The 14,362-nt window shown below is 37.8% G+C and carries 14 protein-coding genes; 8 read left to right on the top strand and 6 right to left on the bottom strand.

Annotated elements, in window-relative coordinates:
• Window positions 1–59: 59 nt before the first annotated feature.
• From GH754_RS16595 to GH754_RS16585, 3 genes are read left to right on the top strand one after another with little or no spacing between them, the layout of a single operon-like run.
• Window positions 60–1,328 carry an ammonium transporter gene (locus GH754_RS16595; protein WP_153729790.1) on the top strand — a complete coding sequence of 423 codons (1,269 nt, stop codon included), beginning with the start codon at window positions 60–62 and terminating at the stop codon, window positions 1,326–1,328.
• A 36-nt stretch (window positions 1,329–1,364) separates the two neighbouring features.
• Window positions 1,365–2,321, top strand: coding sequence for a DUF294 nucleotidyltransferase-like domain-containing protein (locus GH754_RS16590; protein WP_153729789.1), 957 nt, complete (start codon window positions 1,365–1,367; stop codon window positions 2,319–2,321).
• A 5-nt stretch (window positions 2,322–2,326) separates the two neighbouring features.
• Window positions 2,327–3,052 carry an exonuclease domain-containing protein gene (locus tag GH754_RS16585; protein ID WP_153729788.1) on the top strand — a complete coding sequence of 242 codons (726 nt, stop codon included), beginning with the start codon at window positions 2,327–2,329 and terminating at the stop codon, window positions 3,050–3,052.
• Window positions 3,053–3,100: 48 nt separating this feature from the next.
• Here GH754_RS16585 and GH754_RS16580 read toward each other — a convergent pair whose 3' ends face one another.
• Entirely contained in the window at window positions 3,101–4,432 is a 1,332-nt protein-coding gene (locus GH754_RS16580) for a S8 family peptidase (RefSeq protein WP_153729787.1), read from the bottom strand.
• A 214-nt stretch (window positions 4,433–4,646) separates the two neighbouring features.
• Here GH754_RS16580 and GH754_RS16575 point away from each other — a divergent pair, with 214 nt between their 5' ends.
• The 3 genes from GH754_RS16575 (at window position 4,647) to GH754_RS20005 (ending at window position 6,352) form a co-directional block, all read left to right on the top strand.
• On the top strand, window positions 4,647–4,865 hold the full coding sequence (locus GH754_RS16575; RefSeq protein ID WP_153729786.1) for a hypothetical protein: 219 nt from the start codon (window positions 4,647–4,649) through the stop codon (window positions 4,863–4,865).
• A 238-nt stretch (window positions 4,866–5,103) separates the two neighbouring features.
• A complete protein-coding gene (locus GH754_RS20010) occupies window positions 5,104–5,601 on the top strand; it encodes a DUF21 domain-containing protein (RefSeq protein WP_323742074.1) in 498 nt (165 codons plus the stop codon).
• Between the two features lie 76 nt (window positions 5,602–5,677).
• A complete protein-coding gene (locus tag GH754_RS20005) occupies window positions 5,678–6,352 on the top strand; it encodes a hemolysin family protein (protein ID WP_323742073.1) in 675 nt (224 codons plus the stop codon).
• Between the two features lie 38 nt (window positions 6,353–6,390).
• Here the strand turns inward: GH754_RS20005 and GH754_RS16565 are convergent, their stop codons facing one another.
• The 3 genes from GH754_RS16565 to GH754_RS16555 form a co-directional block, all read right to left on the bottom strand.
• The gene (locus GH754_RS16565) at window positions 6,391–7,311 is read right to left on the bottom strand and encodes a Na/Pi symporter (RefSeq protein ID WP_194841389.1); all 921 of its coding nucleotides are present in this window, start codon (window positions 7,309–7,311) and stop codon (window positions 6,391–6,393) included.
• Between the two features lie 85 nt (window positions 7,312–7,396).
• Entirely contained in the window at window positions 7,397–8,332 is a 936-nt protein-coding gene (locus tag GH754_RS16560; protein ID WP_153729784.1) for a Na/Pi symporter, read from the bottom strand.
• Between the two features lie 128 nt (window positions 8,333–8,460).
• The gene (locus GH754_RS16555; RefSeq protein WP_153729783.1) at window positions 8,461–8,667 is read right to left on the bottom strand and encodes a hypothetical protein; all 207 of its coding nucleotides are present in this window, start codon (window positions 8,665–8,667) and stop codon (window positions 8,461–8,463) included.
• A 301-nt stretch (window positions 8,668–8,968) separates the two neighbouring features.
• Here GH754_RS16555 and GH754_RS16550 point away from each other — a divergent pair, with 301 nt between their 5' ends.
• Entirely contained in the window at window positions 8,969–9,736 is a 768-nt protein-coding gene (locus GH754_RS16550; RefSeq protein WP_153729782.1) for a TerC family protein, read from the top strand.
• Window positions 9,737–9,782: 46 nt separating this feature from the next.
• On the opposite strand, the gene GH754_RS16545 is transcribed toward GH754_RS16550, so the two are convergent.
• Window positions 9,783–10,997: a DUF346 domain-containing protein gene (locus GH754_RS16545; protein WP_153729781.1), complete on the bottom strand. Its 1,215-nt coding sequence runs from the start codon at window positions 10,995–10,997 to the stop codon at window positions 9,783–9,785.
• A 220-nt stretch (window positions 10,998–11,217) separates the two neighbouring features.
• Here GH754_RS16545 and GH754_RS16540 point away from each other — a divergent pair, with 220 nt between their 5' ends.
• Window positions 11,218–12,459 carry a DUF5667 domain-containing protein gene (locus GH754_RS16540; protein WP_153729780.1) on the top strand — a complete coding sequence of 414 codons (1,242 nt, stop codon included), beginning with the start codon at window positions 11,218–11,220 and terminating at the stop codon, window positions 12,457–12,459.
• A 318-nt stretch (window positions 12,460–12,777) separates the two neighbouring features.
• Here the strand turns inward: GH754_RS16540 and GH754_RS16535 are convergent, their stop codons facing one another.
• Window positions 12,778–14,355 (bottom strand): glutathione ABC transporter substrate-binding protein, encoded by a 1,578-nt coding sequence (locus GH754_RS16535; protein ID WP_153729779.1) that lies wholly within the window; start codon window positions 14,353–14,355, stop codon window positions 12,778–12,780.
• Between the last annotated feature and the right edge of the window lie 7 nt (window positions 14,356–14,362).

The following is a 14,362-nucleotide window of genomic DNA, read 5'->3' as shown; positions in this document are numbered from 1 at the left end:
GTAAATTATTAAATAACAAGTAATGTTAAAAAAATTAACATAAAAGGGGAGATGTTTAAATGGAAATAGCATTAATGGATAACTTATGGGTAATTATTGGTACTTTTTTAGTATTTCTTATGCTTGGTGGCTTTATTTTACTTGAAGCTGGTTCGACTCGAATGAAGAATGCTGGTCATATTGCTGGTAAAACCATTTTTACAGCCGGTATTGGCTCGTTAGTTTTCTGGGCGATTGGCTGGGGCTTTATTTATGGAGAAGGTAACTGGTTTATCGGATTGTCAGATTTCTTTTATGGAGAGGCATCATTTAGTGGAGAAGGATTAGCACCTGCAGTTGATTTTATGTTTCAGATGATGTTTGCATTGGTGGCATTGACGGTTGCGTTTGGAGGATTTGCTGAGCGGGCAAAGCTTTCCTCCTATGTTATTTTTGCCGTTTTATTTTCAGCCGTTATTTACCCAGTAGTCGCACATTGGATTTGGGGTGGTGGTTGGTTAGCTGATCACGGAAAGCAGGACTTTGCCGGATCGACCGTTGTTCATCTAACAGGTGCCATGGCAGCTCTTGCTGCAACCCTAGTCTTAAAGCCGCGTATGGGTAAATATAATAAAGACGGTTCTTCTAATGATCTTGCTGGTCATAACCAAGTATATACAGCATTAGGTGTCCTACTTCTATGGGTGGGATGGTTTGGCTTTAACGGAGCAAGTACTTTTGCGGTAGCGGATGGATTTTTTGGCTTTGTAATTCTGAATACACAAGTAGCAGCGGGTGCTGGTGCCGTTGCAGCTATGTTTGTTGCCTGGGCTTTAACAGGAAAAGCGGATGTTCCCACTACCTTAAACGGAGCATTAGCTGGTCTTGTTGCTATAACAGCTCCTGCCGGTTTTGTGGAACCATGGGCAGCAGTTATCATTGGCTTGATTGGTGGTGTCATTGTCGTCTTTAGCATGAAGCTGTTTGATAAAGCTAAAATTGATGATCCCATCTTCGCCTTATCTGTTCACGGTACAGTAGGCGTTTGGGGTACACTTGCTAACGGATTATTTGCTGTACCTGAATTTTCTTCAGGTATTGGCTGGGGACTTCCAGGATTATTTTATGGTGGTGGATTCACTCAATTAGGAGTTCAAATAATCGGGGTTGTAACGAGTGGTCTTTACGCATTTGTTGTTTCATTTATAATCCTAAAAGTCATGGACAAAGTTATGGGCGGTATTCGTGTATCAGAGGAAGAGGAAATTGTGGGTCTTGATTTAAGTGAACATGGTGGATATGGCTATCCTGAAAATATTCCTCATCCAAATGACAAAAAGGGCGCGTAAGATGATATGATGGGTTGAAACAGGGGGTTGCCTACATTGAATGATTACGGGGAAATTTTTAAATGGCGCCAGAAACAAATACACCAGGTTTCAACTAATCATGTTCAATTGAATACGTTTCACGATGAAATAATACGAAAATCAGTCCAAGTTTCAATGGATAAAGTGCAAAGAGAGTGGGGGCCACCTCCTGCTCCCTTTGCCTTCTTTTTAATGGGAAGCGCTGGTCGATTTGAACAGTCGATATGGAGTGATCAAGATCATGGCCTTATCTTTCATGGCCCTCCTGACTGTAAGGATTATTTTTTAACATTAGGAAATGAAATTGCATATGGATTGTCTGTTACGGGTTATGTGTTATGTGAAGGGAAGGTAATGGCATCGAATCCATTGTGGTGTCATTCCATTAGAGATTGGAAGTTGCAGTTATCAGATTGGTTAACGGAGGCAAGCTGGGCATCCTTACGTCACTTTCTAACCTTTTTTGATTCACGAGTATTAGTTGGTGATGCTGATTTTATCAATGAGGTGAAACATTTTGTATTTCGTTTCATGGAAAATCAACCCAAATTGTATATTCGCTTAATCGAAAATGTTGAGTTTATGAAAAAGGGTGTTGGTGTTTTCGGTCAATTACTACCAGAATTACATGGTAAACAGACCGGGAATATTCAACTGAAACAAACGGCCTTCTTTCCACATGTTAATGCATTGAGACTATTAGCCTTAAAAGAGAAAATCCTGAAGCCATCTACGCTCTCACGTTTTCACCAAATTAAATATACATATCCCGAAATCTATAATTTTGAACCATACTTTAATCAACTACTTAAGTTTCGTCTTCGTTTTCAGCAGAATATAAAAAGCTATCAACAGGCACATCTTATACCCCTTGATGAGTTAACAAAGTTGGATAAAAAGGAACTTAAATTATTAATGAAAAAAGGCTATGACCTTTTTTCAAAAACAAATAAAATCATCAAAAATGAGTGATCGGCATGGTTATGAATCAAGTGGTGCAATTTGTAAAGCAAATGTCAGGACGACTGAATTCCAATACTTATACCTCTTTATCAAATCCGCAGAACATCGCCTATATTCGAAACCTACAACGAGAAATGAAAAAGAATGATGTCCTAAATATTCCGTTTGATGAATTAAATGTGGTTGTGTTTGATATAGAAACAACAGGGTTTTATCCATATAATGGGGATCGGATTTTAACGATAGGTGCTGTCAGAATGAGAGGGGAACAAATTTTAGAAGAAGAAACCTTTTACTCAGCAGTTTATAATGATGAAGGTCCTTCAGAGGAAATTGAAGCTTTAACTGGAATCACGCAAGAGCAATTAAGAAACGCACCGCCCATTCATGACGTTTTAAGTGAATTTTATCAATTTGTTAAAAGTGATATACTTGTTGCTCACCATTCTAGTCATGAAAAACACTTTATGAAGCATGCTAGTTGGATTGCTATGAAAACTAACTTTCAACATCGAATTATCGACACGTCCTTTTTAACTAAAATTGTGGAACCTCAATTAAATCTTTTTACCCTTGATGAATATTGTAATCATTATGGAATTAACAATCAGCTAAGACACCATGCTTTATACGATGCATTAGCCACAGCAGAATTATGGTCTGAAGGAATTCGGGGTGTGAAAAAATTAGGTTATGTTCATTTAAACGATGTGTATACACATATAGCCATGAAAAGATAAAACAAGCGGTGACCATGTAGAGGTTACCGCTTGTTTTTATTTTAGATATTAATTCGACGGCATAGACCTCTGAGCGTTTATATAACCAGCGCCATAGACATTAGAATTACGGTCTCTCCATAAATCTGCCCCCGATTTCAATAAATCCTTGACCTCTTTTGGTGTGAGTCTAGGATTAGACTGTTTTATTAATGCAACAACACCAGCACATAATGGGGTAGCCATGGAAGTTCCGGATAACTGAAAGTAATGTTCACCTACTCGGCTAGAACCCTGTAATTTATCTAAATAGGAATTAGGTGCGCGTAAGGAAACGATATTTACTCCTGGTGCTAAAATATCCGGCTTAGTTAATCCGTAGATGGTAGGTCCCCTACTAGAAAAATTGGCCACTTCATCGTCACTTCTCGTATTTGCTGTATTCTTATCATCTAATGCGCCAACAGTAATAATTTGATCACTAATTCCGGGACTTGCGATTGTATTTGGTTCTGGGCCTTCATTTCCCGCCGCAACACAGACGACAATACCAGTTGCCCAAGCTTCCTCTACCATTTGAACCATTGGATCTTTGTTTTCCTCTCCATAGTCTTGAGCCGTACTACCTAATGACATACTAATGATATCGATAGGGTTATTTGGATTGTTTTCATTGTATTGAATGCACCAATCAATACCTTGCATAACCGTTTCGAGAGAGCCTGATCCCATTTTGTCTAATACTTTTACTCCTGCTATACTTGCTTCTGGTGCGGGTCCCTTATACTTTGAGGCTGATGCTTCACCGTTTCCTGCAGCATCACCTGCACAGTGTGTACCATGGCCATTATCATCATAAGGCTCTGTTCTATTATTTACAAAATCTACAAAATCTGTGATTCTTCCAGCTAAATCCTGATGTGGATATACTCCTGTATCGATAACAGCAATTTTAGTACCCTTCCCTGTTAAAGTCGTATTATTTCTAGTAATATTTTTTGCATTTGCAGCCTCAACAGCCACATCAAGAAGTGCTTTTACCTCACGATTAATGTAGATTCTTTTGATGTGCTGACAGCTGGAGAAAATAGCTTCTAAGCCATTTGGGGTCACATTTGCACTGCAGCAGGAAACTCTTGAAAAGTAATGGTTAATTTTATTCCTTCGATGACGTTTCATAATATCATGGACTTCTTTACAACCTGTATCATAGCTCCCATTTTCAAACTCAATGATGACAGATATTTTTCTATTTTTTTTGAAATAGCCTTCAAATACTTGGTGAAGAAAACAAGGTATCCATTTGAAAGGTTTATAAACGTTTAGGATTTCTTCCCGTAAAGGACGATCCAGTTTATCTGCGTGCTTTCTCACCATCTGGGTCATGGAATAACCAAACATATTCTCCCTTCCCTTCATCACGTTTCTAATAATTTATGAAGTTTTAAAGGTTTTGTAGCGGTATATTCCTAGAAAAAGTGAAAATGAACGATATAACTAGATTATTAATCTACTATACAAAAGCACATTTTAGAATAAATCAATATATGCACATACAAAAGCCCTCTAATGCAAATATAGTATAGTAACTTAATTAGTAAGGGAGGATTTTAAGTTGACTTCTATCTGCAGACTTTTAGAGGAAACTCCTTCTGGTACAGCTGTCAAGGAGTTAATGATGAATGGTGAAGATGTGTCAGGTGTTGAGGAGTTTGTAAGATATGATAGAAAAAGAGGCCTTGCTTATTTTACTAATAGTTCCAATAGTACCTTTGTGGCCATTTGTGAAAGAATTGACATGATTGAGTTCACAACATCAAATAAAAAGAAATAATATCCTATAACCACATGGACTATCTTTTTCCTGAGACGCGAGGAGAAAGGTAGTCTATTTTTTTATTATCAGAATTTATTATATGTACGAACATAGTGGTATAAGAGCGGTTTCTAATAGAATTTACTAGCATATCTTAATAAAAAGGTGACTTAAACCAAACGAACTCCTATTACATTAGTGTACAAGTTCTCCATTAGTAGTTTAGTAACTATGATTATGTATTGGAGGTGATATCGTGAATTCATTCATTTTATTGGCCTTTCTCATTCTATTGTCGGCTTTCTTTTCCTCTTCTGAAACTGCCTTTTCAAGTATCAATAAAATAAGGCTGAAAAAGTTTGCTAATGATGGAAAGCGAGGAAGTAAAAAAGCCCTTCATCTTGTACAAAGTCAAAATTTTGATAAAACTCTTTCCACAATCCTAGTTGGTAATAACATTGTGAATATTGCGGCTGCGAGTATATCGACCAAAATTGCGACAGACCTTGTTGGTGGAAATAGTGGTGTTGTCATCAGTACAGTGGTTATGACGATACTGATATTAACATTCGGAGAAATCCTTCCGAAGTCATTAGCGAAAGAGCATGCAGAAACGTACTCAATGTCTATATCCATTGTAATGTATATGTTGATTAAGCTACTTGAACCGATTAACTTTCTTTTTCTCAAATTAAAAGAAGTAATGAACAAGTTTATGTCCAAAAATCAAATTACCATCCATCACAGAAGATGAGATTAAGGTCATTTTAGGTATAGGTGAAAAGGAGGGTGTTATTGATAAGGTTGAGAGGCAATTAATTGATCGCTCATTGAATTTAGATGAGACCCCTGTCAGAGAAATTTTAACTCCACGTATGGATATTGTCGCCGTTGACTGTAATTTATCAACTGAAGAAGTTAAAAATGTATTCTTTAAAGAGCGTTATTCCAGAATTCCTGTTTATGAGAACAGCATGGATCACATTATTGGATTTATTACTGAAAAGGAATTTTTAACGCATTTAATAAAAGATAAGGAAGTGAATATCAGGAAGCTGCTAAGAGAGCCCTTGTATGTAGCAGAATCGATGAAGGTTTCCACCCTTTTACCACGACTCCAAAAAGAAAAGGTACCCATGGCCATAGTGGTCAATGAATTTGGGGGCACAGTAGGTCTTGTGACACTAGAGGATATTTTAGAGGAGATTGTAGGAGAGATATTAGATGAAAATGAAGAACAAATCTATCTCGTATCTAAAATCAATGAAAATTCCTATATTTTTGATGCTCAGTATCATTTACATGACTTTGCGGAGAAGATGAATATCCCATTACCCCAAAGCTCCTATTATGTATTAGGAGGGTGGATGATGGAAAATCTAGAGACCATTCCTTCAATAGGAGACTACTTTGTTTATGAAAATTTAAAGATTAGCGTTGAGGAGGTTGTTGGTCGACGTGTCAGGAAAATTAAGGTGGAAAAACTTACAAATGGTCAAAACTAATAAGCAAAAGGCTGTTGATACACCCAACAGCCTTTTATTTAATAACGATGAATGTATTGAATAAGCTTTTGAAATTGATTGGCTAAAGGAAGAATGAGCAGGGTAACAAACAGAGTGAAAATCAAATTACTATGTGCAAGCTGAGTTTCCGGAGAATTGGATAAGGCTGAGCCAATGGAAGCAAGTAAATGAGTAAATGGGTAAAACATAAGGACACCTAGGATATTTAACCACATATAGGCAAAAACTGCATGCCGTGCTTCTTTGCCAGAACCAATGGTAGCAACTAAGGCAATCACACATATACCAATATATCCACCAAGTATGAAGGTAATACAAGTGGCTAAATCCATTGCTCCGACTGAGAGGAAACTCATTGTCATACCCGTAACAGCAGTATTAGATTGAATAAGAACAGTGAAAATTGCACCTATAAGTAAAGCATAGAAACGATGATCATCCAAATATACAAGTAGTCCCAAAACACCATCTAGGTCTTTTATTTGAGCTGCTATCATTTCCAACCCCCACATGGCACCAAATACAAGTGATAATCCAATGAGCGTATAACCAAAACGAATCACATTATTATTTTTTACATAACATAGGATAGACCCTATAAGAGCCATTGGTAAAACATAAGCTCCTAGGTCAATGGTTATGATTTCAACTGTTATACTCGAACCGATATTTGTTCCTAAGATAATCCCAAGCGATTGACGAAAGGTAAGTAATCCCGCCGCAATTAATCCGACTGTGACCATTATAACGACAGCGCTGTTTTGGAAAATCACTGTAACCAAGATTCCGATTAAAATCCCTTTTAAGGGGGTATCAGTAAGTGTAATGAGCCATTTTCTTACGGTGTCACTTGATAGGTTAAAGAGTCCAGATCTTAAAAGGTACATGCCAAAGATAAAACTTCCTAAGAATAAAATGAAAGCAATGATATAAATCATTTTTTTAACCTCCCTCCAGACTGTTAAGCTTAAAAACCATCTCCCAAAAAAGTAGGAGATGGTTTTCCAAATAGGGAAACTGCTTCTAAACTTGAGCGTTTTTGCGATCATGGATTTTTAATATGAGCTTTGAGAACTTTTCTACAAATGGTAGGGCAATTAAGGAGCTTGCAACATTGAATATTACACTAATGTGTGCAACCTGAACTTCTGGGCGATCTGCTAATAAAGTACCAATATCTGCGAGGACCCCTATTAATGGGAAAAAGGCAATAACTCCTAAGATGTTTATCCAAATGTGTGACCAAGCAGTAAGTCTTGCTTCTCTTCCTCCACCAATTGAAGCCAGCCATGCATCAACACAAGTCCCGATATTGGCTCCAAGGACAATGGCAACGGCGGTATCTAGCTGTAGTGCTCCTGCTGCAATAAATCCCATTGTTATGGCTGTAGTGGTTGTACTTGATTGAAGAATGGCACAAATGATTGTACCTGCAAGCACAGCTAGGAATAGATTATTATCTAAACGGAGGAATAACTGATTCATATATTCCATTTCTGCTAATGGTGCTGCTAACTCTTTAAGTCCAAACATTGCCCCAAATACTGCAGATAATCCTAATAGTGTCATACCTGTGTTGCGTACATTTTTTCGTTTAAAAACATATAAAATTGCACCAATTATTGCCATAGGAAGGATCAAGGCATCGATATCTAGCGTAATAATTTCAGTGGTTACCGTTGTCCCAATATTAGCTCCTAAAATAATCCCGATTGATTGGCTAAAGGTAAGCATTCTCCCAGCAACAAGTCCAACGACCATAATGGTTACCGCGGAACTGCTTTGTAAAATGGCCGTCACAACCGTACCGAGAAGAAGACCTTTCCAAGGCTTATCACTTAACTTGGCTAACCACTTTTTTAGTTTGTCAGCTGATAGTTTGAAAAGACCGGTCCTTACTAGGTACATTCCAAAGAGAAATACACCTAAAGCCAAAATAAATAGGAATATTTGTAGCATCATTTCACCTTCTTTCTTTAAAAAAGTGACAATAATGGAGGTTATTTAGTTTTTTTGTGAAATAGATAGAGTAGGATATTGGGATTAGGTCCTACTCTATATTGAAGACAATATAGTAATTTCTGTTTTTAGTCTTTCATTTGTTTAACGGATTCCTGTAAAACAAGCTGATGCTCAGGAACAGAAAGAACCTTTTCTTTTTTCGTTTTAGGCTCCCAGTTGTCTACAAGTGTTTTAAGTGTTTGGTCTACTTGACGTCTCGTCATCACTCTTGAAAAAGCTACACCATAGATAAACAATCCAGCAATAAGTGAAAACAACAATAGTTCAACCATGTTCTCACCTCCTTTTGTAATCACCTTATGTTGATAGGAGGGACATGCTATGGGCAAATATATTAAATATCTTAAAATGTGTAATAAACTATAGAGAATCTAAGGAATCTATAGGACAGAAGAGGATGTATAGTAGACAAAATAGGTAACAGGAGGATGAGTTATTAATGAATGAAATTAGAAAATAGAGATATACCTAAAAACACATTGTCTAGTTATATAATCGGCATCATACTTTTTGGGTAGAAGAAAACAATAAGTTGTAACCATATATGTGGATTTATGAAAGGAGAGATATACTTTGGAGTCAATATGGCTGGAGTATGGTTGGACATTATTAATTTTAATTGGACTCGAAGGCTTATTGTCTGCAGATAATGCCCTTGTATTAGCTGTTATCGCCAAACATTTACCTGATAATGAGAAGGGGAAAGCAATTAATTACGGAATCATAATGGCTTTTGTATTTCGATTTATTGCCCTATTTGCCATTTCTTTTATTGCAAATGTATGGCAGGTGCAGGCAATTGGAGCAGCCTATCTACTATACTTAGGCTTAAAACATGTCATTCAAAATAAATTTGGAAAGGAAAATGAAAATGCAGAAGAAGAGGTGGAGGAGGAATCAGCGGGTAAAGGCTTTTGGCCAACAGTAGGAAAAATTGCTTTAGCTGACCTTGCTTTTGCGATTGATTCCATTTTAGCTGCTGTTGCCTTGGCACTTGGCTTACCTGATTCTCCGCTTGGTGATTTCGGAGGTATGGATGGCGGTCAATTTGCTGTGGTTGTACTTGGAGGCATTGCTGGATTAATTTTAATTAAATTTGCAGCAACATGGTTTGTTCGGTTACTTGAAAAACGACCGGCATTGGAAACAACAGCATACGCAATTGTGGCATGGGTTGGTGTCAAGCTGGCTGTTATTACACTTGCTCATAATGACATAGGTGTACTCCCTCATGATTTTCCTCACAGTACAGGCTGGACCCTTACTTTTTATGGAGTTTTAGTCGGCATTGCCCTATTAGGCTGGTTTGCACCGTCTAATAAAAGGGTTCAGGAAGGATAAAAAATAAGGGTATTGGGTAGCTGTATACCCAATATCCTTGTGGTCCTTATTGTCCTAGATAGGAATGAATAAGATTTTGATTTTGCCCTCTTGCAAACACATCAATACGGTTTGGCCCCCAAGAAACAGCGGCAGGAGCAGAGGTCAAGGTTCCGCCAAGGTCTTGCCAGTCCTCCCAGCGAGAGCCATTCCAGGTTCTTTTATAAAGGCGATTATTGTTACCTCTTACAAAGACATCTAATTGGTTTGGTCGGCGAGAAGAAACTGTAGGAGCACTAGTCAAAGTACCGCCAAGATTTTCCCAATTACTCCAAGTGGACCCATTCCACCACTTGTGTATTAAATTTCGATTTTGCCCTCTTGCAAACACATCAATGCGATTTGGCCCCCATGAGACAGTAGCCGGTTCAGAGTTTAAATTTCCACCTAGATCTTCCCAATCCAGCCAACGAGAGCCATTCCAGGTCTTTTTATAAAGACGGTTGTTGGTACCCCTCACAAACACATCCAGTTGATTGGAACGGCGTGAAGATACAGCAGGTCCACTCGTTAACGTTCCACCAAGGCTTTCCCAATCACTCCATCTTTGACCGTCCCACCATTTATGGTACAGGCTTTGGTCTGTTCCTCTCACAAACACATCAATGCGGTTCGGTCCCCAAGAAACAGCAGATGGTGCAGAGGTTAGAGTGCCACCGAGGGTTTCCCAATCACTCCATCTCTGTCCATTCCACCATTTGTGATAAAGAGTTTGGTCTGTTCCTCTTGCAAACACATCCAATCGGTTTCGTTGCCAAGAGGAAACAGCAGGAGCTGAAGTTAATGTTCCACCTAAGTTTTCCCAGCGTGACCAGCCTTGACCAGGCCCAGGCTGCTCTCCACCGCCTTGCATCATGTTTAACGTAATTTGAATCACTCTCGTTAACACTTGCGTCATTACGTTTTGAGGAATGTTATATTGTCTGAATAACAGGTTAAGCCATGGTACTTGTCTCTGGAACTGGTTATAAATTTGGCTAGCTGAAAGATTTGTGTTCGCTTGATTCAGTGTATAATTGACCACAAAGTAAAAGGCATAATCGGCAATTTGTCTATTCATACCATTTTGTTCAAGTCTTGAATATAAGTTGTCGTGCTGAGAACGCAATCTTTGCAGGACCTGTTGAACACTAGGCTGTTGCCGAAATTCCGTAAAGTAAGGCTGACCGTAATAATTCATTGGTACATACTGTTGATTATAATGATATGGGTATCTATACATGTGCATACCTCCGCTTTTTCATTAGCTTATGCACCAGTAAGTTAATTGGGAATAAAAAATAACCAGGACAAAAAGTCTTAGTTTTCATATGCTTTATATTAATGGGTGTATTTTTTCCTATTTTTAAAAAATTCCATGATAATTAAACATTTACCGACATATGGTTCAAAACATTGACGAATTCCTTTACTAGAAAATAAAAAAGGAGAGATATGTTACTATGAAACGAAAAATTACTAGTAGTTTATTGGCATCAGCACTTATTCTATCAATGGGTACAGGAACTGTTTTTGCAAACGAGGATGAGGAGATTACGGAAGTTCCAATGAAAACTACCACAACAACCGAACAGGTAGAAAATGAAGATACGGCTAAGGAAGCTAATGAAGATACTGAAAAATCAGTGGAAACAGATGGAGAATCAGAAGAAACAACAGAAGAATCAGAAGAACAAGAAGATGCCACTCAAGAAAAAGTGGACGAGCCATCATTAATTCCTGGGGACTTTTTCTATTTTACTAAAACAATTGCTGAGAATATCCGCCTTGCGGTAACATTTGATGACTATAAAGAAGCACAATTATTAGCGGATTTTGCTGCTGAACGTATTGCAGAGGCAAATGCCTTGATTGCTGAAGGGAAAACGGAAGAAGCTGAAAAATTACTTAACGAAGCCATTTTGACACAAGAGCAAGCAGGTGAGAAACTTTCTGAATCAAATGAAGAAACAACAGAGGAAGAAACAACAAATGAAGATACAACTGAGTCTGAAGAAGTAGAAGGAACTGTAGAGGTAAATGCAACTGAATCAGAAGACACAGAAACAAAAGAAGAGGAAGACGCAACTGAATCTAAGGAAACCACTAAAACAGAGGATTCAACAGAAAATAAACTTGCAAACAATATTGATTCTTTAGTAGCTGTTTTAGAAAAGATTGATAATCCACGTGCTCAAGAAGCCATCATGAAAAACATTCAAAAGTCATTTGAAAAACTAGAAAAGAAATTTAAAAAGCTTGAAGAAGCAGAATTAAAATTTGATGAAAAAGTCAGTGAAGTTGAAGAAAAAGAAGAATCTGGGCAAATTTCTGAAGAGGAAGCAAACCGCGAAGTAACGAAACTAGAAGCAGAATTAGAAAATAAGGAAGAAAAGATTGAGGAAGAAGTAGATCGTGATGTTGAAGAAGTAGAAAAGGAAGTAGAGAATGTAACTACTGAGGCGGAAAAAGAGGAAGCAAAAAAAGAGAAAGAAAAGCAACGAGAAGAAGCTAAAAAAGAAAAAGAACAAGCTAAAAAGGAAAGAAAAGAGCAACAAGAACAGGCTAAGAAAGAGCGAGAAGAAAAAAGAGAAGCAGCTAAAAAGGAAAGAGAAAAAGAACGTGAAGAAATGAAAAAAGAAAAAGAAGAAGCTAAAAAAGAAAGAAAAGAGCAACGAGGCAATAACAAGAATAAAGAGGACTAAAAAAAGGTGTACCAACTCGGTACACCTTTTTTATACGATCAAATTTGTTGATAGGTATATAGTATAAGAGCAACTAGCCAGGAGTCTGGGTGGGACGTGATTATCAAGATGTTTGACTTGATTAGGTTCTGTGATGACTAGATTGCTAGGGTTTTAGATAGAATTAATAGCTAACACTTCCCAATGCATTTGATCATATGCAATTAGGAAGATCCTGTTAGTGAATTTGCTAACAAATCTTATTTACTATTGAACTCCAATTAAAACTCCCCCATACTTCACGAATTGTGAAGACATGGAGGAGTAGTTAAACCTCAATTATTCATTAATCGTGATATCATCAATCATATAAATTCCGGCTGGATGCATCCAGAATCCTTCTACATTATTATTTACTGCAACAAGGTTCTCATCATATCGTAAGAAAATAGCTGGTGCATCTTCAACTTCAATTTTCTGTGCTTCAGCATAAATCTCTAGACGTTTTTCTGGATCAGTTTCTTGACGGCCAGCATCAATTAGCTCGTCAACTTTTTCGTTTTCATAAAATGTTCTGTTACCAGGCGTTCCTTGAGCTTCAGAGTGGAAAAGGAAGTACTGATTGTAATCCGCATCCCCTGTCATATTAGACCAGCCTAGAATGAACATATCATGCTCTCCATTGGCAGTAGCCTCTAAGTAAGCTCCCCACTCCATTACATTGATTTCAGCTTCAATCCCAATACCTTTTAATTGTGATTGAACTACCTCAGCAACGTCGACTCTAGCTTGGTTGTCATTGGTCCAGATAGACGTTTTAAAGCCATCCTCGTATCCAGCTTCTTTAAGAAGTTCTTTTGCCTTTTCAATGTTGTATTCATAGCCTTCTACATTTTCGTTATATCCCCAAACACCAGGACCCATTGGGCTGTCAGCTACAGTTCCAACATTGTTATAAACACCTTCAATAATTTGCTCAGTATCAACTGCGTAGTTAATGGCTTGTCTAACCTTTTTGTTATTGAATGGTTCTTTTTGTACGTTAAAACCTAAATAATCTGTTCCTAACCCTTGACTGCGATTAAGGCTCATACTGTCGCTGTTTTCAATACGTTCAATTTCAGTTACAGGAACAGGCTCTGCTAAATGTGCTTCGCCAGTCTCCACCATTGCGATACGGGTAGCGTCCTCAGGAACAACTTTGTAAACTACAGTTTCATAAGAAGGTGTTTCACCCCAGTATTCATCGTATGTCGAGAGTGTAATTTGAGAACCTGGTGTCCATTCCTCAAATTTAAATTTCCCTGTGCCTACTGGATGCTGACCTAATTCTTTACCATACTTTTCGGCTGCAGTAGGACTTACAATTCCCCCTGCATAGTGAGCTAAGTTTGCAAGTAATGGAGCAAACGGATAAGCCGTTTTAATTTGTACAGTATAGTCATCTACAACCTTAACTTCTTCAATCATTTCAAACAAAGTGGCTCTTGGTGATGCAATTTCTTCAGATAAAATACGTTCAAAATTTTTCTTCACGGCTTCAGCATTGAAAGGTGTCCCATCATGGAACTTAACCCCTTCTCTTAATGTAAATTCCCATGTTACATCATCAATTGGCTCCCACTCTGTTGCAAGAGCTGGTTGAATCTCCATATTTTCGTCTTGCTTAACTAATCCTTCATAGATTTTCCCATGATACACATTCGCAGATGGGATATCTGTTCCTGTATGTGGATCTAATTGTGTTGCATCAGATAATACAGCAATAATAAGTTCATCTCCGGCTGCAGATCCATTACCAGAACCTTCAGCCCCTTCACTATCTGAGCTTCCACCTGTTTGTGGCTCACTCGTACAACCAGTCATCATTAGAATGGCTAAGAAACTTATAGCCATTAGCATCGCAATTTTTTTCATGCTAAGC

The organism is Salinibacillus xinjiangensis, assembly GCF_009649735.1.
GTDB classification, from domain to species: domain Bacteria; phylum Bacillota; class Bacilli; order Bacillales; family Alkalibacillaceae; genus Salinibacillus; species Salinibacillus xinjiangensis.
The sequence above is the reverse complement of the archived record's forward strand: the minus strand, read 5'-3'. Positions and strand labels throughout refer to the sequence as shown.

What these genes read in the sequence shown, in the direction of transcription:
- GH754_RS16595 (WP_153729790.1), top strand. Translation starts at nt 60, where the DNA reads ATGGAAATAGCATTAATGGATAACTTATGGGTAATTATTGGTACTTTT.
- GH754_RS16585 (WP_153729788.1), top strand. Translation starts at nt 2,327, where the DNA reads ATGGTTATGAATCAAGTGGTGCAATTTGTAAAGCAAATGTCAGGACGA.
- GH754_RS16580 (WP_153729787.1), bottom strand. Translation starts at nt 4,432, where the DNA reads ATGTTTGGTTATTCCATGACCCAGATGGTGAGAAAGCACGCAGATAAA.
- GH754_RS16565 (WP_194841389.1), bottom strand. Translation starts at nt 7,311, where the DNA reads ATGATTTATATCATTGCTTTCATTTTATTCTTAGGAAGTTTTATCTTT.
- GH754_RS16560 (WP_153729784.1), bottom strand. Translation starts at nt 8,332, where the DNA reads ATGCTACAAATATTCCTATTTATTTTGGCTTTAGGTGTATTTCTCTTT.
- GH754_RS16555 (WP_153729783.1), bottom strand. Translation starts at nt 8,667, where the DNA reads ATGGTTGAACTATTGTTGTTTTCACTTATTGCTGGATTGTTTATCTAT.
- GH754_RS16545 (WP_153729781.1), bottom strand. Translation starts at nt 10,997, where the DNA reads ATGTATAGATACCCATATCATTATAATCAACAGTATGTACCAATGAAT.
- GH754_RS16540 (WP_153729780.1), top strand. Translation starts at nt 11,218, where the DNA reads ATGAAACGAAAAATTACTAGTAGTTTATTGGCATCAGCACTTATTCTA.
- GH754_RS16535 (WP_153729779.1), bottom strand. Translation starts at nt 14,355, where the DNA reads ATGAAAAAAATTGCGATGCTAATGGCTATAAGTTTCTTAGCCATTCTA.